Source organism: Microbacterium testaceum (assembly GCF_001476285.1).
Lineage (GTDB): Bacteria > Actinomycetota > Actinomycetes > Actinomycetales > Microbacteriaceae > Microbacterium > Microbacterium testaceum_B.
On sequence record NZ_LDRU01000007.1, the window covers coordinates 13416 to 32203 of the forward strand.

General features: G+C 68.9%; 16 protein-coding genes. 8 read left to right on the plus strand and 8 right to left on the minus strand.

Going from position 1 to position 18788, the window contains the following annotated elements:
* Positions 1 to 52 precede the first annotated feature (52 nt).
* The 4 genes from chvE to NS283_RS01915 all read left to right on the plus strand — a co-directional run bounded on the left by chvE (position 53) and on the right by NS283_RS01915 (position 5283).
* Positions 53 to 1171, plus strand: coding sequence for a multiple monosaccharide ABC transporter substrate-binding protein (chvE, locus tag NS283_RS01900; protein WP_058595192.1), 1119 nt, complete (start codon positions 53 to 55; stop codon positions 1169 to 1171).
* A gap of 66 nt (positions 1172 to 1237) precedes the next feature.
* A complete protein-coding gene (gene mmsA, locus NS283_RS01905; RefSeq protein ID WP_058595193.1) occupies positions 1238 to 2767 on the plus strand; it encodes a multiple monosaccharide ABC transporter ATP-binding protein in 1530 nt (509 codons plus the stop codon).
* Positions 2768 to 2772: 5 nt separating this feature from the next.
* A complete protein-coding gene (gene mmsB / locus NS283_RS01910; RefSeq protein WP_058595194.1) occupies positions 2773 to 3993 on the plus strand; it encodes a multiple monosaccharide ABC transporter permease in 1221 nt (406 codons plus the stop codon).
* A gap of 78 nt (positions 3994 to 4071) precedes the next feature.
* Positions 4072 to 5283: an ROK family transcriptional regulator gene (locus NS283_RS01915; protein ID WP_058595195.1), complete on the plus strand. Its 1212-nt coding sequence runs from the start codon at positions 4072 to 4074 to the stop codon at positions 5281 to 5283.
* Between the two features lie 92 nt (positions 5284 to 5375).
* On the opposite strand, the gene NS283_RS01920 is transcribed toward NS283_RS01915, so the two are convergent.
* The 8 genes from NS283_RS01920 to purS form a co-directional block, all read right to left on the minus strand.
* Positions 5376 to 6305: an NAD(P)-dependent oxidoreductase gene (locus NS283_RS01920; protein ID WP_058595196.1), complete on the minus strand. Its 930-nt coding sequence runs from the start codon at positions 6303 to 6305 to the stop codon at positions 5376 to 5378.
* Positions 6302 to 7774, minus strand: a complete 1473-nt coding sequence (locus tag NS283_RS01925; RefSeq protein ID WP_058595197.1) for an FAD-dependent oxidoreductase — start codon at positions 7772 to 7774, stop codon at positions 6302 to 6304. Before NS283_RS01925 ends, NS283_RS01920 begins: the two co-directional genes overlap by 4 nt.
* Entirely contained in the window at positions 7771 to 8259 is a 489-nt protein-coding gene (locus NS283_RS01930; RefSeq protein ID WP_058595198.1) for an ureidoglycolate lyase, read from the minus strand. The genes NS283_RS01925 and NS283_RS01930 overlap by 4 nt, the downstream gene beginning before the upstream one ends.
* A gap of 63 nt (positions 8260 to 8322) precedes the next feature.
* Positions 8323 to 9051 (minus strand): GntR family transcriptional regulator, encoded by a 729-nt coding sequence (locus tag NS283_RS01935; RefSeq protein WP_058595199.1) that lies wholly within the window; start codon positions 9049 to 9051, stop codon positions 8323 to 8325.
* A gap of 28 nt (positions 9052 to 9079) precedes the next feature.
* Positions 9080 to 10522 carry a response regulator transcription factor gene (locus NS283_RS19145; protein ID WP_058595200.1) on the minus strand — a complete coding sequence of 481 codons (1443 nt, stop codon included), beginning with the start codon at positions 10520 to 10522 and terminating at the stop codon, positions 9080 to 9082.
* A gap of 262 nt (positions 10523 to 10784) precedes the next feature.
* The gene (locus NS283_RS01945) at positions 10785 to 12215 is read right to left on the minus strand and encodes a helix-turn-helix transcriptional regulator (protein ID WP_153003258.1); all 1431 of its coding nucleotides are present in this window, start codon (positions 12213 to 12215) and stop codon (positions 10785 to 10787) included.
* 187 nt (positions 12216 to 12402) lie between these two features.
* Positions 12403 to 13110: a phosphoribosylformylglycinamidine synthase subunit PurQ gene (gene purQ, locus NS283_RS01950; RefSeq protein WP_058595202.1), complete on the minus strand. Its 708-nt coding sequence runs from the start codon at positions 13108 to 13110 to the stop codon at positions 12403 to 12405.
* The gene (gene purS, locus NS283_RS01955; RefSeq protein ID WP_056225673.1) at positions 13107 to 13355 is read right to left on the minus strand and encodes a phosphoribosylformylglycinamidine synthase subunit PurS; all 249 of its coding nucleotides are present in this window, start codon (positions 13353 to 13355) and stop codon (positions 13107 to 13109) included. Before purS ends, purQ begins: the two co-directional genes overlap by 4 nt.
* Before the next feature lie 324 nt (positions 13356 to 13679).
* Between purS and NS283_RS01960 the strand changes: the two genes are divergently transcribed.
* The 4 genes from NS283_RS01960 to NS283_RS01975 are packed head-to-tail and all read left to right on the plus strand — an operon-like array spanning position 13680 to position 18501.
* On the plus strand, positions 13680 to 14957 hold the full coding sequence (locus tag NS283_RS01960) for an ABC transporter substrate-binding protein (protein WP_058595203.1): 1278 nt from the start codon (positions 13680 to 13682) through the stop codon (positions 14955 to 14957).
* Between the two features lie 60 nt (positions 14958 to 15017).
* Positions 15018 to 16097 carry a carbohydrate ABC transporter permease gene (locus NS283_RS01965; protein WP_058595204.1) on the plus strand — a complete coding sequence of 360 codons (1080 nt, stop codon included), beginning with the start codon at positions 15018 to 15020 and terminating at the stop codon, positions 16095 to 16097.
* Positions 16094 to 17008, plus strand: coding sequence for a carbohydrate ABC transporter permease (locus NS283_RS01970; protein WP_058595205.1), 915 nt, complete (start codon positions 16094 to 16096; stop codon positions 17006 to 17008). Before NS283_RS01965 ends, NS283_RS01970 begins: the two co-directional genes overlap by 4 nt.
* 29 nt (positions 17009 to 17037) lie before the next feature.
* On the plus strand, positions 17038 to 18501 hold the full coding sequence (locus NS283_RS01975) for a GH1 family beta-glucosidase (RefSeq protein ID WP_058595206.1): 1464 nt from the start codon (positions 17038 to 17040) through the stop codon (positions 18499 to 18501).
* Positions 18502 to 18788 lie beyond the last annotated feature (287 nt).

The following is an 18788-nucleotide window of genomic DNA, read 5'->3' on the forward strand; positions in this document are numbered from 1 at the left end:
GCACGGGTACGACCATGGGGGTCCCTGCAGTTCAGAGAGGAACGCAGATCACATGCTGAAGAAAATCCTGACCGGTGCGGCCATCGCCGCTCTCGCCGTCGGTCTCGGAGCGTGCAGCTCGGAGCGCGCGACCTCCGGTGGCGGCGACGCCGCCAGCGGTGGCACCGAGTGCAACGTCGGTATCGCGATGCCGACCCGCAGCCTCGAGCGTTGGATCAACGACGGTGAGCAGCTGCAGAAGAAGCTGCAGGACGCCGGCTGCACCGTCGACCTGCAGTACGCCGACAACAAGACCGACCAGCAGATCAGCCAGATCCAGAACCAGATCTCGGGTGGCGCGAAGATCCTCGTGATCGCCGCGATCGACGGATCGACCCTGGGCCCGGTGCTGCAGGAGGCCAAGGCGCAGAACGCCACGGTCATCGCCTACGACCGCCTCATCAACGGCAGCGAGAACGTCGACTACTACGCCACCTTCGACAACTACAAGGTCGGCACCCTCCAGGGTCAGTACATCGAGACCCAGCTCGGCCTCAAGGACGGCAAGGGCCCGTTCAACCTCGAGCCCTTCGCCGGCAGCCCCGACGACAACAACGCGAAGTTCTTCTTCGCCGGCGCGTGGGACGTGCTGAAGCCGTACGTCGACAAGGGCCAGCTGGTCGTTCCCAGCGGCAAGGCCCCGGCGAACGACGACGCGTGGGCGTCGATCGGCATCCAGGGCTGGGCGTCCGACAAGGCGCAGGCCGAGATGGACAACCGCCTCTCGTCGTTCTACGGCGACGGCAAGAAGGTCAACGTGGTGCTCTCGCCCAACGACAGCCTCGCCATCGGTATCGAGGCGTCGCTGAAGTCGGCCGGATACACCCCGGGCGCCGACTACCCGATCATCACGGGCCAGGATGCCGACAAGGCCAACGTCAAGGCGATCCTCGACGGCGCTCAGGCGATGACCGTCTGGAAGGACACTCGCGCCCTCGGTGACCGCGTGTTCACGATGATCCAGGAGATCAAGGACGGCAAGACCGTCGAGGTCAACGACGAGAAGACCTACGACAACGGCAAGAAGGTCGTGCCCTCCTACCTGCTGACCCCCGAGGTCGTCGTGAAGGACGACGTCCAGTCGAAGCTCATCGACTCGGGCTTCCTGAAGGCGTCCGACGTCGGACTCTGATTCACCCTTCGCGACGGGGCGGGCTTCGGCCCGCCCCGTCGCTCGATCCCTGACGGAGGGACAACCATGACCGAACCGATCCTGCGCATGTCGGGGATCTCGAAGTCGTTCAACGGCATCCCGGCGCTCGCCGACGTGTCGATCGACGTCCACCGGGGCGAGGTGCACGCGATCTGCGGTGAGAACGGCGCCGGCAAGTCCACGCTCATGAAGGTGCTGAGCGGCGTCTACCCGGCCGGCAGTTTCGAGGGCAGCATCACCCTCGAGGGCGAGGAGATGGCGTTCCGCTCGATCAACGACAGCGAAGCCGCCGGCATCGTCATCATCCACCAGGAGCTGGCGCTCAGCCCGTACCTGTCGATCGCCGAGAACATCTTCCTCGGCAACGAGAAGGCCACGCGCGGCGTCATCGACTGGAACGCGACGAACACCGCGGCCGCCCAGCTGCTCAAGCGCGTGGGACTGCGCGAGAACCCCGCGACGAAGATCTACGAGATCGGCGTCGGCAAGCAGCAGCTCGTCGAGATCGCGAAGGCGCTGGCCAAGGAGGTCAAGCTCCTCATCCTCGACGAGCCCACCGCTGCGCTGAACGACGACGACTCGGCGCACCTGCTCGACCTCATCGATCAGCTCCGCGATCAGGGCATCACCTGCATCATCATCAGCCACAAGCTGAAGGAGGTGCTCCGCATCGCCGACCGCATCACGATCATCCGCGACGGCCGGACGATCGAGACCATGCGCCGCGACGATCCCGACACCGACGAGGGCCGGATCATCCGCGCGATGGTCGGCCGCGACCTCAACAGCCTCTTCCCGCCGCGCGAGCCCGACATCGGCGAGGAGCTGTTCCGCGTCGAGAACTGGACGGTGCACCACCCCGTCGACACCGAGCGCGTCGTGATCGACAACGCCTCGTTCATGGTGCGCGCGGGCGAGATCGTCGGCTTCGCGGGGCTCATGGGCGCGGGGCGCACCGAGCTCGCGATGAGCATCTTCGGTCGCATGTACGGCACGGGTATCTCGGGCGAGGTCTACAAGAACGGCCAGCCGATCGATGTACGTACGGTGGACGCCGCGATCAAGCACGGCATCGCCTACGCGACCGAGGACCGCAAGAAGTACGGCCTCAACCTCATCGGCGACATCCAGGTCAACGTCTCGGCATCCGCCCTCGCCCGCCTCGCGCGTCTGGGCGTCGTCGACCGCTACCGCGAGTACAAGGTCGCCGACTCGTACCGCTACAAGATGAACATCAAGGCCCCGAGCGTCGCCGCGATCACCGGGCGCCTGTCCGGCGGCAACCAGCAGAAGGTCGTGCTGTCGAAGTGGATGTTCACCGGACCCGACGTCCTCATCCTCGACGAGCCCACCCGCGGCATCGACGTCGGCGCGAAGTACGAGATCTACGGAATCATCAACGAACTCGCGGCCCAGGGTAAGGCCGTCATCGTCATCTCGTCGGAGCTGCCCGAGGTCATCGGCCTCTCCGACCGCATCTACACCATCTCCGAGGGGCGCATCACGGGCGAGGTCAGCCGCGCGGATGCCACCCAGGAGACGCTCATGCGGCACATGACCGCCGGAAGGAACTGACAGCAATGGCCACCGCATCCACCCAGACGGTCGAAGCGCCGACCCAGCCCGGGCCCCGCCGCCGCGGCATCCTGTCGCGCATCAACTTCCGGCAGTTCGGCATCCTCGCCGCCCTGGTCATCATCATCGTGCTGTTCCAGGTGCTCACCGGCGGGCGACTGCTCATGCCGGGCAACGTCAACAACCTCATCCAGCAGAACGCCTACGTGCTGATCCTCGCGATCGGCATGGTCATGGTCATCATCGCCGGGCACATCGACCTGTCGGTCGGCTCGGTGGTCGCCATGGTCGGCGCGATCGCCGCGATCGCGATGAACCAGTGGGGCCTGCCGTGGTGGCTGGCCGTGATCCTCTCGCTCGCCGTCGGCGCCGTCGTCGGTGCCTGGCAGGGCTTCTGGGTCGCCTTCGTCGGCATACCCGCGTTCATCGTCACGCTCGCCGGCATGCTGCTGTTCCGCGGTCTGACCCTCGTGCTCCTGACCGGCGGAACCATCGCGGGTCTGCCCGACGGCTTCACGGCCATCGGCGCCGGCTGGCTACCGCCCATCCTCGGTTACGTCGGCGTGTGGGACTCCCTGACGGTGGTCCTCGGCTTCGTCGCCGTGGTCGCGCTCATCGCCCAGCAGCTGCGGACGCGGGCGACGCTGCGTCGCCTCGAACTGCCCCGCGAGGTCGCGTGGTCGTTCTGGGCGAAGAACGCGATCGCCGCGGTCGCGATCATGGCGGTCGCCTTCACCCTCGCCGCCTACAACGGCACCCCGATCGTGCTGATCATCCTGGCCGTGCTCGTGCTCGCCTACACGTTCGTGCTCAACCGCACGACCTTCGGTCGTCACGTCTACGCGATGGGCGGCAACCTGTTCGCCGCCGTGATGAGCGGTGTGAAGACGAAGTGGGTCAACTTCTTCATCTTCGTGAACATGGGCGTGCTCGCGGGCCTGGCCGCCGTGGTCAGCACCGCTCGCGCCGGTGGCGCCGTGGCATCCGCCGGTCAGAACTACGAACTGGATGCCATCGCCGCCGTGTTCATCGGTGGAGCGGCCGTCCAGGGCGGCATCGGCACCGTGATCGGCGCCGTCGTCGGTGGTCTCGTCATGGGCGTGCTGAACATGGGTCTGTCGATCCTCAGCGTGGATGCCGCCTGGCAGATGGCGATCAAGGGCATCGTGCTGCTGCTGGCCGTCGCATTCGACATCTTCAACAAGCGCCGCAACGGCGGTGCGTGATCGGATGGGGAGCGTGGCCCCGGGGCCCGCTCCCCATCCGCCCGGCTCCGATGGGATGATGGGGGAGGTGCGCCCCTCATGACCCCTGCCGTGTTCGAGCCCGCGACGCCGCTCGCACCCCCGGCCGGTCGTACGACCAACGACCTGATCCGCCAGCAGAACCTCGCGTCCGTGCTGTCGCTCCTTCACTCGCGGGGAGCGCTCTCACGCGCGCAGCTCGGCGCCACCACCGGCTTGAACCGCTCGACCGTGACCGGCCTGGTCATGGAGCTCACCGAGCTGGGGCTCGTCCGCGAGGCCCCCGGCGGGGAGCGCACCGGCAAGGTCGGGCGCCCCACGCTCGACATCGAACCCGAAGACCACGTCGCGGCCCTGAGCGTCCGCGCCGAGCCGCACGCGGTGACCGTGGCGCTCGTCGGACTCGGCGGCGTGGTGCACGCGCGACTGCGTCACGACACCGCGAATGCGCCCTCGCCGCGCCGGTTCGTGCAGATCGTCGAATCGTCGGTCGAGGCGATGCGCGCCGACATCGATCGGCACTACCGCGTGGTGGGAGCCGGTCTCGCGGTGCCGGGCCTGGTCAACGCGAACGGCTCGGTCCTCGTCTCTCCGACGCTCGGGTGGAAGCGCGAACCGGTCGCCGCGCGCCTCAGCGACCAGCTCGGCATGCCGGTCACGGCCGGCAACGACGCGAGCATCGGCGCCCTCGCCGAGTCGCGCTTCGGTGTCGGGGTGGGGGTCGGCAACCTCCTCTACCTCGGCGGCGCGATGCACAGCATCGGCGGCGGGCTCATCATCGACGGCACCCTGCTGCGCGGAACCTCGGGCTACGCGGGCGAGCTCGGCCACACGGTCGTCGACCCTCGGGGTCGGCGCTGCGTCTGCGGGAGGAAGGGATGCCTCGAAGCCGAGGTGAGCCTCGACCTCCTCGAGCCGCTCCTCGGACGCCGCAAGCTCGACGAAGACGAGCTCGACGTCGAGCTCGGGGTCGCTCGCGATCCCCGCGTGATGGCCGAGGTCACCCGCCAGGTCGAGGTGCTCTCGGTCGCACTGACCAACTTCGTCAACGCCTTCAGCCCCGAGACCGTGGTGCTCTCGGGCTACCTCGGCGCGCTGCTGTCGGTGAGCCGCGAGCGCCTGGCCGAAGCGGTGCGCGTGCACCCCCTGGGCGCGGAGGGGCGGACTATCCGCCTCGAGCGCGCCCACCTCCGCTCGCGCCTGATGCTCGTCGGCCCCGCCGAGCTGGCCTTCGCCGACCTGCTGTCGAACCCCGCGGGCTTCCGCGCCTGACGTCGTCCCGCGCCGTCGTCCCCGCCCCCCCCGTTGGACACTCAACGCTGGAAGTGCGGGGGCGGCGCGCCCCGCGGCGGCGGCGCGGGGCGTCAGCCGCCGAGGACCACGTTCAGCGGCTCCTCGCCGGCGCGGAGGCGGTCGATCTGCCGACGCACGAGGCGAGCGATGCGGGGGCGCATGGCATCCGTCGCTCCTCCCACGTGCGGGACGACGAGGGCGCCCTCGAGGCTCCACAGCGGGTGCCCGGCCGGCAACGGTTCGGGGTCGGTCACGTCGAGCGCCGCGCGGATGCGGCCGCGTCGCACATGGTCGACCAGGGCGTCGGTGTCGACGAGCGGACCGCGTCCGACGTTGACGACGAGCGCTCCGTCGGGGAGCGCCGACAGCGCCGCGTCGTCGATGATGTGCCGGGTCGCGTCGCCGCCGGGGAGCGACGCGATGAGGATGTCGGTGCCGGCGAGCACCTCGGCCAGCTCACCGATCGGGGAGACCTCGACGTCGTCCTGCAGGCGTCCGTGCGAGGCGACCGCGCGCAGCTCGACCTCGAACGGCTTCAGGCGTGCGGCGATCGCCCGACCGACGCCCCCGAAACCGAGGAGCGTTACACGACGGTCGGCGAGGCCGGGTGCACCTCCGCCGATCCATTCGCCGCGGTCCTGCGCGCGCACGAACTCGGGCAGGCGACGCTGCGCGGCCAGGGCGAGCGCCACGGCGAGCTCTGCCGTCGCGGTCTCGTGCACCGACGACGCGTTCGCGTACACGATCCCCTCTGGCAGGCGTCCTTCGACGTTGTCGTAGCCGATCGACTGGCTCTGGACGAGCCCGACCTCGACGCTCGAGAGGGCCTCGATGACCCCGTCCATCGACATGTACGGCGGCACCACCATGTCGAAACGCTCACGCGGGGCGGCATCCTTCATGTCCCAGATCACCACCTCGACGCCGTCGGGGAGCTCGCCGAGGTCATCGCGGAGCTGGGCGGTGGGCACGGACACGGTGAGGGGGGTCGCGGTCGTCATCCCGAGAACGCTACCGCCGGCGTCTCGCCCGTGGAGGCGGGTTGCGCGCGGCGGCCGATCTGCACGCCCACGGGCACGTCGTAGGCGAGATACTCGGCCAGCAACCGGTCGGAACGCTGGGCGAACAGACGCCGCGAGAGCGCGGCGGCGAGCTTCGTCGCCCCGCCCACGAGTCCCGGGATCTGATGGCTCAGCATTCCCTGGCTGATCCGCGCGCCGTGGTTGAACAGGTGGATGCGCGACAGCGCTTCCCCTCCGTGCCGGTCCACGAGGCCGAAGTCGTCGTCGAGGTAGGGGAACGCGGCGAGTCCCGGGTTCTGCGCCGCGGCCTCGGGGCTGAGGCGATCGCTCCAGAGGGTGGCATCCGCGGCCACCGTCGAGAGCTCCGGGCGTCGAGCCAGGTCGGCGACGATCCCCGTCGCGGCGAAGACGACGTCATAGCGATGGATGCCGAGCGGCGTCGTCACGACGATGTCGCTGCCGTCCCACTCGACGCTCTGCCACGGCGAAGCGGTGAGGAATCGGAAGCAATCGAAGGCGTGTGCGCGCCAGATCGCGTTCTGCGTCGCGGGCTGGTCGACGGCCGAGAGGTGGACGTTGAACGCCCACTTCTGCTCGTCGGTGAACGAACCGTAGTTCTCGATGAGGCCGGCGAACTCCATCCAGCGGTACGGGCTGACCTGCGGCATGGCGGGGCGCCGCATGTGCACGTCGACAGACGCCGCGCCGTGCTCGAGCGCGGTCGCGGCGTTGTCGAACGCCCCCGTTCCCGCGCCCAGGATGCCGATGCGAAGGCCGGCGAGAGCCGCGAAGTCGATGTCGTCGTGCGTGTGGTGCACGCGCTCGGACGGGATGCCACCGAGGAGCGCCGGGATATGACGTCCGCCCGCCCCCTCGATACCCGTGGCGAGAACCACGTGGCGGGCCAGCAGTACCCACGAGCCGTCGGGTCCGTCGAGGTGCATCCGCAGCGGACCGTCGGGCTCGGTCGGGCGGATCGCGCCGACGCGGGTGGACCCGACCACCTCGATCCCCGAGACGACCCGGTACCACTGCAAGAACCCCTGCCACGCGACGGTGGGGAAGAACGTGATGGCGTCCCACGCGTCCTCGCCGTAGACGGCTTCGAACCAGGCGCGAGGGCTCACCGCGGGAACGCCCCAGGTGGGCCAGGCGATGTCTTTGGGGGTGCGCAGCGTGTGCATGCGCGCGTAGGTCGTCCACGGCCCGGTGGCGTCGACCGGGGCGGCGTCGATCACGACGACGTCGTCGATCCCGCGTCGCCGGAGTCCGCGCGCGAGCACGAGCCCGGCTTGGCCCGCGCCGACGATGACGACCGGGTGCTCGCCGTCGCTTTCGCCGACCCACGCCCGCTCCTCGCCGGCGCTCAGTCGCTCCTGGTGCGCCGCTTCGCGCTCGAGGGCGGCCAGACGGGCGGCTGCGTCGGGGCGCGGTTCGAGCGCGTTCACTCGACGACGACTCGCACGCCGTACGCGTCGTCGAGTCGGAAGTTGTGGTGGTCGGTGACGTTGGTGTCGTCGAGTTCGAGGTTGACGAAGTCCATGCTCGACTCGTCGAAGAACGGGCCCGCGTGCCACGTGCCCTTGAGCATCGTGATCGCGGTGCGCGGCGGGATGCGGAACGCGCGCAGGTCGTCGAGCGTCGGCTCATCGATGCCCTTGGGTGCGACGGCGATCGTCCACTCGACGTCGCCGACCGCCATGAGCGTCTGGGTCGTCTCGAGGTGACGCGTGACGCGCACGAACTCGGGCTTCTTGTCGTCGAGTGACATCAAGTAGAAGCGCGGGATGCCACCCGAGACGTCGAGGACGGCCTCCTCGGACGTGAAGGGCGTGCCGTCGGCCATCGGCGTGAGGATGACGCCGAACGGGGCGAAGCTCTCGGCGGTGACGGTCTCTGCGGCGAGGGCGTGCGGGGTGAGGGTCTCGGTCATGCCACGAAGCTATACCTGTCAGACAAGTTTGATCCTTTCTTGTCTGACACGTTTACGACCTCGTTACGACCCCGAAACGCCTCGCTCGTGGCGCACGCGCCGGATCAACGCGTTGCGCAGTCCCGCCGGCGCCGCGACCTGCACCTCGCGCGACCAATACCCGACCGTGTCGCCCGTGCCGTAGCCGCAGTACGTCATCTCGACCACGGGCACGCCGGGCTCCGTCGACAGCAGCTCCGCGCGCGCGGCATCGAGCGCGACCGCGTCGACCCAGAGCGTCTCCCACGCGACATGGATGCCATTGGCTTCCTCGGCCAGCTCGAACACGGGTCGATGCGGGTCGAGGTCGACGTCGCGAACGAGGGGCACGAGGTCTTCCGCGAGGGCGTAGGGCGTCCCGTCGACGCTCCAGACCTTCACGGTTCGGAAGACGCGCGTGCCGTCGGGCAGGTCGTCGTAGCGGTGCGGGTCGCCGGGCAGAAGAACCCGGACGTCGGATGCCGCGACCTCGAGCCGCGGCTCGTACCCGGCCGCGCGGATCGAGAGCGAATGGTCGAACTGCTCGTCGATCCGACGCCCCACGTGGGGGAGTCGGCGATTCGGCGTGGTGCGGGTGCCCTGCGTGCGGTGCACGTATCCGCGCTCCTCGAGCCGCACGAGCGCCTCGCGGACCGACGCGCGGCTGGCACCGGTCAGCTCAGCCAGCCGCGGCTCGGACGGAAGCGTCTCGAGGTCGCCGCTCCACAGAGCCAGGATCCGGTCGATGACGGCATCCTGATCGGTCGTTGCCATGGGCTCCTCGTTCGTGTCGAGCGGCGGCTCACGTCGGAGAACCCCGCAGGATCCCGACGGCCTCTTCGCGGCTGGACACCCCCAGCTTGCCGTAGATCGAGCGGACCTGAGACTTCACGGTGTTCATCGACACGCTTCGGACGCGCGCGATCTCGGCCAGGCTCAGGCTCGAGGTCAGGAGGTGGGCGAGCTCGCGCTCCGTCGCCGTGAGGGCGGAGAGGGCGTCGGCGGAGGTGGAGGGGGCGGCGACGCGGGGCAGGATCTGTCGCGTCGCGGCGACGGTGGGAGCCAGATCGGGGGTGTGATGGGCCACCAGGTCGAGGAGGCGGTCGGTGTCGGAGAACGGGATCATGAGGAACGGCATCATCGAGCCGCCCGTTCGCTCGATGAGGCGGACCGCAGCGACCATGCTGTGCACGGCCCGCTTCTCGCCTCCCAGCCGGAGGAAGGCCACGGCTCGCAGCGTGAGGATCTGCGTCAGAGTGCGCAGACAGTGCTCGTCGTGCAGGGTGACGCACACGTTCGTGCTGTCTATGACCTCGCGTTCGCGTCCCATCTGCAGCAAGACCCGTGCTCGCTGCATCGGAAAGCAGACCGCGTGTCCGGGGGCGCTGACGGCGTTCTCGAGCACGGCAAGGGCCTCGTCGAACTCGCCGAGCGCGGTGAGCATGTCGGAATGAAGCCCGAGCAGGAGGCCCCGCACGATGCGGAAGCTTCGCGCTCGGCTCGAACTGTGCAGCAGTTCCCGGCTCTTGGCGAGTCCCTCGGTGATCTCACCCGCGATGAAGCGGGCGGCAACGCGCGTCATGCCCGCGCTGAAGTTCAGGTACGGGTTGTCGGGCTGCGTTCGGTCCAGCTCATCGGCGATCTCGAACAGTCGAACGCTGTCGGCTCGGCTCGCGGCGACGAATCCTTCACCCAGTAGCAGGCAGTGTGAGACATCCTCGACGTTCCACTGCTGCTCTCGGAAGAGGCGTCGGGCCTGGTCGGCGGCCTCCGCGGCCGCGAGGTATTCGGCGTTCAGCCCCAGATTGAGCGTTTGCGTGCCGAGAGCGCGATACCTCTGCCCGGGGGTTTCCGCGAACATCAACGCCTCAGCCGCGTAATGCCCGCCGAGCTGGGGCCACCCCACGGCGGCGCAGTACTCCGCGACGCTCGCGAACAGCCCCGACCGGACCGGTTCCGAGAGGGCGGCGGGGCGCGTGAGGCGGCCGGTGTCGAAGTAGCGCGAGACGAGGTCGAGCCCCTCGCCGAGCGCATCGTGGCGCGCGCGGGCGACGAGCATCGCCGAGAGCATCATGGCGCGGGCGTCGGTCCACAGCAGCGGAGGAGGGCCGGGCTCCGCCTCGGCGAGCAGCGCCAGGTGGCGCGCGAGCGGTTGGCCGTGCCCGGGCTCGAGGCGCAGCACGGTGTGCGCCGCGGCCGCCCGCAGAGCGGTGCCGGGATCGGTCGAGCTTTCGGGTTCGCTCATGAGGCCCTCCGGAGGCGAACACGGGCGCATGGACACAGCGTGCGCGACCGCGGTACGAAGAGCGCCCCTGTGAGCGACGATCGATCGCGGCTCTGGGGCCGCGGGCGAGGGTCGGAACCACCGCCCCCGGGAGCGATCCCCTTGCGAGAATACGCCCGACAGTCGGGCGGAGGCGCTCTCCACATCATCGTCAGGGCGCGATCCGGGGCGAGCGCGATCAAGCGCCCCGGGGTGCGGTCCCGCGTGGATCCGACGGACGGCCTCAGTCCGAGTGCACGTCGAGGATCGCCACCGCTTCCTCGCGCCGCGAGACCCCGAGCTTGCTGTAGATCGACCGCATCTGCGACTTGACGGTGTTCACCGATACCCCGCGCGCGCGAGCGATCTCCGCGGTGGTCTGATCCGTCCGCAGGAGGGTCGCGAGCTCGCGCTCCGCGGGGCTGAGCGGCGAGAGCGCGGGCGACATCGACTGGCGTGCCGCGAGCGCGGGGAGGGCGGCGCGCATCGCGGTGATGGTCTCGACGAGGTCGCCGCGCTCGTCGGCCACCAGGTCGAGCAGTCGCGCCGCGTCGGCGCTCGGGATCATCAGGAACGGCATGAGCGATCCCCCCGTCCGCGAGATCAGCTCGATGGCCGACTCCATGCTCTGCGTGGCGCGACGGGGGTGGCCCAGGCGGAGGAAGGCGACGGCGCGGCGGGTGAGGAGGGGCGTGAGGGTGCGCAGGCAGTGCTCATCGTGCATCGCGACGCAGGCGTTCGTCGACTCGATCACCTCGCGCTCTCTCCCCGTCAGCAGAAGGGTCGCCGCCCGCTGCATCGGGAAGCACACGGCATGGCCGGGCTGGGTGACCCCCGTCGCGAGCACGGCCAGCGCTTCGTCGAACTCGCCATGCAGGGCGAGCATGTCGGCATGCATCCCGAGCAGGAGGTCGCGCTGCAACCGCGGGCTCCGAGCCCGGTCGGAGGCGTGGAGCAGTCGGCGACTCTCGGCGAGGCCGGCCGCGAGGTCGCGATCGAAGAAGTGCGCGGCGACACGCATCACCGCCGCACCGAAATTCCAGTACGGCTGATCGGACGGCGTTCTCTGCAGCGCGTCGGCCAGTTCGCGGAGGCGCCCGACGTCGGCGCGAGTGAGGGCGAGCATCGCTTCGCCGAGGCAGAGGCAGTGCGAGAGGTCGTCATCGTGCCAGCCGTGCGCCGTGAAAAGGGCATGGGCCCGCTCGATCGCCGCAGCGGCCGCGATGTACTCCGCGTTGAGGGCGAGGGCTAGGGCATGCACGCTGTGGGCCCGGTACCGCTGCGCATCGGTCTCGGCGAACAGCAGCGACTCGGCCGCGTATCGGGCCGCGATCTGCGGCCACCCGGTGGCTGAGCAGTACTCGCTCACGCTCGCGTACAGGCGGGAACGCGTGCTGGCCGACATCGACGCCGGACGCGTCAGGCGTCCGTCCTCGAAGTAGCGTTGCGGCAGAGCCAAGCCGTCCGCGAGGGCATCGCGCCGCGCTCGGGCGGCCAGGATACTGGCGAGGACGCCGGCGCGCGCGTCGGTCCAGACGGCCGGTGCGGGCCCCGGATCGACCTCGGCGAGAAGGGTCAGATGGCGCGCGGTCGGCTGACCGTGTCCGGGCTCGAGGCGCAGGAGCGTCTGCACCGAAGCCGCGCGGAGGGCGTCGCCGCCTTCGGGCACCTCCACGATCGGCACATCCTCTCTCCGCCCGGGCGCGCGGGGAAAGGCGTCGGGCTCCCCATCCACGGGCTCGATGGGGAGGTCGGGAAGCGCGAAATCGGGACGCGGGTATGGAGAACGATAGTGGCGCGGGTGAAATTCCGCATGCACTGTCGGCGCAGCCGCCGATCGCGCGGTACGGCCGGCCGGAAGCTCAGGCTGCGGCGGAGACCACGGCGGAGATCGCCGAGGTGAAGAAGCCGAGCCCGTCGACACCGGAGCGCATGGCGGCGGAGGTTCCCGGACCGAAGCCCGGCTCGACCGCGTGCTCGGGGTGCGGCATGAGACCGACCACGTTGCCGCGCTCGTTCGTCAGACCGGCGATGTCGTCGAGCGACCCGTTGGGGTTCACGCCCAGGTACCGGAAGGCGACGAGACCTTCACCGTTCACGCGGGCCAGGGTCTCGGCATCCGCGATGTAGCCGCCGTCGGCGTTCTTGAGGGGGATGACGATCTCGTCGCCCTCGGAGAAGTCGCTCGTCCACGCGGTCGAGGCGTTCTCGACGCGCAGGCGCTGGTCGCGGCGGATGAACTGCTGGTGGGCGTTGCGGATGAGACCGCCCGGGAGCAGGTGCGCCTCGACGAGCATCTGGAAGCCGTTGCAGATGCCGAGCACGGGCATGCCCTTGTTTGCGGCGTCTTTCACCTCGGCCATGATCGGTGCGAACGCGGCGATGGCTCCCGCGCGCAGGTAGTCGCCGTAGCTGAAACCGCCGGGCAGGACGAGGGCGTCGACGCCCTTCAGGTCGTGCTCGCCGTGCCAGAGTGCAACCGGCTCGGCGCCCGCGAGACGGATCGCGCGCTGGGCGTCGCGGTCGTCGAGCGAACCGGGGAAGGTGATGACCCCGATGCGGGCGGTCACTCCACGACCTCGATGTTGACGACGTCTTCGATCACGGCGTTCGAGAGCATCTCGTCGGCGAGCTCGCGCGCGCGGGCGAGCGTGGCCTCGTCGACCTCGCCCTCGACGGTGAGCTCGAAGCGCTTGCCGATGCGGACGTCGGAGAAGCGGTGCTCGCCCAGACGCGACAGGGCGCCGGCGACGGCCTTCCCCTGCGGGTCGAGAAGCTCGGCCTTGGGCATGACGTCAACGACGATGGTGGGCACAGCAGCTCCAGAAGTCGGTGGGGTTGTGCCCCCCATTCTACGCAGGGCGCCCCGGCTGCCGCGGTCGCGGACGGGGTCTCGGTGATCTGGCCGCGAGACAGCATCCCGCTGACATCTCCATTGCAGGCTGCAGTGGGTTTGTCAGCGCAATGAAGTCTCGCGAGGCTCCTTGCGGGACAGCGCGGCGCGTAACGATGTGGGAGCGCTCTCTTGACGTTGTGGGAGCGATCCCATACTCTCGTCGAAATCGATGAGAGCGCTCCCACACGTGAGGCCGGGGGCTGATCACTCCGTCGGTTCGCATCCACCACAAAGGAGTGTCCTGTGAAATCACGCGCCCTGCGCCGCGTCGCCCTGGCGGCGTCCGTCGCCTCCACCTCTGCCCTCGTGCTGGCCGGTTGCTCCGGCGGCGGGGGCGCTGCCGCCGGCAGCAGCGACGAGGAGATCACCCTCACCGTCGCGACGTTCAACGACTTCGGCTACACCGACGAGCTGCTGAACGCCTACACCGCCGAGCACCCGAACGTGAAGATCGTGCACAACCGCGCGGCCAAGTCGAACGACGCCCGCGCCAACTACTTCCAGAAGCTCGGCAAGAGCGGCCTGGCCGACATCGAGGCCATCGAGGTCGACTGGCTGCCCGAGGTCATGAAGTACTCCGACCTGCTGGCGCCGGTGCCCGACGACCTGAAGGATCGCTGGCTCGACTGGAAGTCGAAGGCCGCGACCGACTCCTCCGGCAACCTCATCGGCTATGGCACCGACATCGGCCCCGAGGCCATCTGCTATCGCGCCGACCTGTTCGAGGCCGCGGGCCTTCCCTCCGACCCCACCGAGGTCGCCGCCGCCCTTCAGGGCGACTGGTCCAAGTACTTCGAGATGGGCGACAAGTACGTCGCCGCCACCGGCAAGCCGTTCTTCGACTCCGCCAGCAGCGTGTACCAGGGCATGATCAACCAGGTCGAAGCCGCGTACGAGGACCCCGACACCGGGGAGATCACCGCCACGACCAACCCCGAGGTCAAGAAGATCTACACCGAGACCCTCGACGCCAGCAAGACGCAGTCGGCGCACTTCGAGCAGTGGTCGACCGACTGGTACGCGGGCATGGCGAACGGCGCGTTCGCGACGCTCTCCTGCCCCGGCTGGATGCTGACGCAGATCGAGGGCAACGCTCCCGAGGTCTCGGGCTGGAAGATCGCCGACGTCTTCCCCAACGGCGGAGGCAACTGGGGCGGTTCGTACCTGACCGTCCCCGCCAACGGCGCGCACGTCGCCGAGGCGCAGGCCCTGGCCGACTGGCTGACCTCGCCCGAGCAGCAGGTCAAGTTCTTCGAGCAGGCGGGCACCTTCCCGAGCCAGGTCGACGCTCTGAAGTCGCCCGAGCTCCTCGGTGCGAAGAACGCCTACTTCGGCGACGCGGCGATCGGTGAGATCTTCACCAACCGCGCGAACGCCGTGTCGGTGACCCCGTTCAAGGGCCAGTACTACTTCCAGGTGAACGACGCGATGTCGAAGGCGCTCCTCCGCGTCGATCAGAACACGCAGGACGCCCAGACCTCGTGGGACCAGTGGGTCTCTCAGGTGGATGCCATCGGCTGACGTCGGACGTCGCGGGCCGGGCGCCGTGTGCGCCCGGCCCGTACCCCCGGAAGGAAACCCATGACCACCACACTGCAGCCGCCCGCGAACCCCGCGGCATCCGCCCCCGACGGTCCCCCCGCTCGCACGCCCCGACGCGTCGGGTTCGGCTCGAAGCTCAGCGCCTGGGATCTGAAGCTTTCCCCGTACCTCTACATCTCCCCGTTCTTCATCCTCTTCATCGTCACGGGCCTCTTCCCGATCCTGTACACGGGCGTCATCTCGTTCATGGACTGGGACCAGATCCGCGGCTCGGGCACCTTCGTCGGCTTCGACCAGTACGCCTACGTGCTCTCGCAGCCCGCGTTCTGGGACGCCCTACGCAACACCTTCAGCATCTTCGTGCTGTCGACCGTGCCGCAGCTGATTCTCGCGGTCTTCATCGCGGCGATGCTCGACCAGAACATCCGGGCGAAGACCCTGTGGCGGATGGGCGTCCTCGTCCCGTACGTCATGGCCCCCGTCGCCGTCGCGCTGATCTTCAGCAACATGTTCGGCGACCAGTACGGCATCGTGAACACCCTGCTCGGCCGCATCGGCCTGCCCGGGGTGGGATGGCACTCCGACACCTTCGCCAGCCACATCGCCATCGCGACGATGGTCAACTTCCGCTGGACCGGCTACAACACCCTCATCCTGCTCGCCGCCATGCAGGCCGTCCCGCGCGAGTACTACGAGGCGGCCACGGTCGACGGCGCGGGCAAGGTCCGTCAGTTCTTCTCGATCACGCTGCCGAGCCTCAAGCCGACCCTCATCTTCGTCGTCATCACGTCGACCATCGGCGGCCTGCAGATCTTCGACGAGCCGCGCATGTTCGACCAGGGCGGCACCGGCGGGTCCAACAACCAGTGGCTGACGATCTCGCTCTACCTCTACAAGCTCGGGTGGGGCGAGTGGAACTTCGGTCGGGCGGCCGCGCTCGCGTGGATCCTCTTCCTCATCATCCTCGTCATCGGGGCGGTCAACCTCTTCATCAGCCGCTCGCTCGTGCGTGACGAGGGCGCCCGCGACGGCCTCACCCGCGCTCAGCGCCGTGCCGCCTCGCGTGCCGCGAAGCAGCGCCTCGCCGCCGAATCCACCGGAAAGGGCGCACGGTCATGAGCGTCATCGACACCTCTCCCGTCACCGCGGCCGCAGACCCGAAGCCGCCACAGCGCCAGTCCCGGGTCCGCCGGCCCCGCGCCGTGCGGGGCTCGCGTCCCGGCTGGTTCGTCTACGCCAGCCTCGGCGTCGTCCTGCTCGCGGCGATCGTGCCCTACTACTGGGCGCTGCTGATCGGCTCGGGCGACTCGTCCACGATCCGCAACACCGAGCTGTCGTGGATCCCGGGCGGCAACTTCTTCACGAACGCCGCCGCGGTGCTGAACAACCCGGCCGTCAACTTCTGGACGGGCCTGTGGAACTCCATCTTCAGCTCGGCCTTGATCGCGGCATCCGTCGTCTTCTTCTCGACCCTCGCGGGTTGGGCCTTCGCGAAGCTGCGCTTCCGCGGCGGTCCGTGGCTGCTGGTGTTCGTCGTCGCGACGATGGCCGTGCCCACGCAGCTCGGCGTCGTTCCGCTCTACATCCTGTTCAGCGAGATCGGGTGGACGGGGCAGATCGGCGCGATCATCGTGCCGGCGCTCACCAGCGCCTTCGGTGTCTTCTGGATGACGCAGTACCTGCGCCAGGCCGTGCCCGACGAGCTGATCGAGGCTGCCCGCGTCGACGGAGCGAGCTCGTTCCGCACGTTCCTCACCGTGGGCGTCCCGGCCGCTCGCCCCGCCGCGGCGATGCTGGGTCTGTTCACGTTCGTCACCGCGTGGAACAACTTCTTCTGGCCGTTCATCGTGCTCGACCGCCAGAACCCGACGCTGCCGGTGGCCCTGTCGCTGCTGCAGTCGAACTACTTCGTCGACTACTCGGTCGTGCTCGCGGGTGTGCTGCTTTCGACGGTTCCGCTCCTGCTGCTGTTCGTGTTCGCGGGCAAGCAACTGGTCAGTGGCATCATGCAAGGGGCGGTGAAGGGATGACCCTCGCGCCCACGGAAGGAACCCGAACCATGTCCGCAACCCGAGCCTTTCCCGAGGGCTTCCTCTTCGGAGCCGCGACCGCGGCCTACCAGATCGAAGGAGCCGCCTTCGAAGACGGTCGTACCGCCTCGATCTGGGACGCGTTCAGCCGCGTCCCGAACGCGGTGATCAACGCCGACAACGGCGACGTCGCGTGCGACCACTACCACCGCTACGCGGGCGACGTGCAGCTCATGAAGAGCCTCGGCCTGCAGACGTACCGCTTCTCGACGTCCTGGTCGCGCGTGCGCCCCGACGGCGGCGCGCTGAACCCGAAGGGCGTCGACTTCTACAAGCGCCTCGTCGACGAGCTCCTGGATGCCGGCATCCTCCCGTGGCTGACCCTGTACCACTGGGATCTTCCCCAGGCCCTGCAGGACCGCGGCGGCTGGACGGTCCGCGAGACGAGCGATCTCTTCACCGAGTACGCGCTCGACATGCACGACGCCCTGGGCGACCGGGTCAACGTGTGGACGACGCTCAACGAGCCCTGGTGCTCGTCGTTCCTCAGCTACACCGCGGGCGCGCACGCCCCCGGGCACTATTCGCAGGCCGAGGGCATGCTCGCCGCCCACCACCTGCTGCTCGGTCACGGTCAGACCGTCCGCGAGCTCCGCGCGCGCGACTCGTCGTTGAACCTCGGACTCACGCTGAACCTCACGGTGGCGGATGCCGTCGACCCGACGAACCCGAGCGACGTCGACGCCGCGCGCCGCATCGACGGTCAGTTCAACCGCTGGTTCCTCGAGCCGGTGTTCCGCGCCGAGTACCCCGCCGACATCATCAAGGACTTCCGCGACACCGACGCCGAGGCTGTGTCTCGGTGGCAGGCAGCGGTGCAGCCGGGCGACCTCGACGTCATCTCGACGCCGATCGACACCCTCGGCGTGAACTACTACCACGGCGAGTTCGTCGGGGGCACTCCTCCCGTCGTCAATCCGCCCGCGGGCGATGCTCCGACCGAGCGGCCGATCTCGTCGCCGTTCCCCGCGCACCAGAACCTCTTCTGGCACGACCGTGGACTTCCGCGCACGAACATGGGCTGGGAGGTGCAGCCCGAGGGGCTCACTCGCCTGCTGGTGCACGTCAGCGAGGAGTACAGCGCGCAGGCGGGTGTCGCCCTCTACGTCACCGAGAACGGTGCGGCCTACGACGACGAGCTCGTCGTCGAGGACGGCGAGGCGCACGTCCACGACACCGACCGCGTCGAGTTCGTCGAGGCGCACCTCGGAGCGGTTCTGGATGCCGTCGACCAGGGCGTCGACGTACGCGGCTACTTCTACTGGTCGCTGATGGACAACTTCGAGTGGGCGTGGGGCTACGAGAAGCGGTTCGGCATCATCTTCGTCGATTACGCGACGCAGGAGCGGACCGTGAAGGATTCGGGTCTGGCGTACGCGCGGGTTATTGCGGAGCGGGCGTTGGTTGCGGAGGGGGCCGTCGGGGTCGGCTGATCCACCTCGTGTTGGCGGTACTGAGCCGATGACGCACGGACCCACGCCTTCTCCTTCAGCGTGCGTCCGTGCGTCATCCTCAGGATGAGCGATCCTCGTGGTGGTTCGAGTTCATGATGTATCGATGACCACGTTGCAGGAGAGTGCCTCGTGATTGAGGTGACTTACGAGCACGAGGCCGACTTGATGAATGCGAAGCCGCTGCTGGAGGCGCAGGCGTAGAGGGATCCGTCTTTGGCGTTGCTGGCGAGGGGTGTGAGGGTGCCTCCGCTGATGCTGTAGTAGAT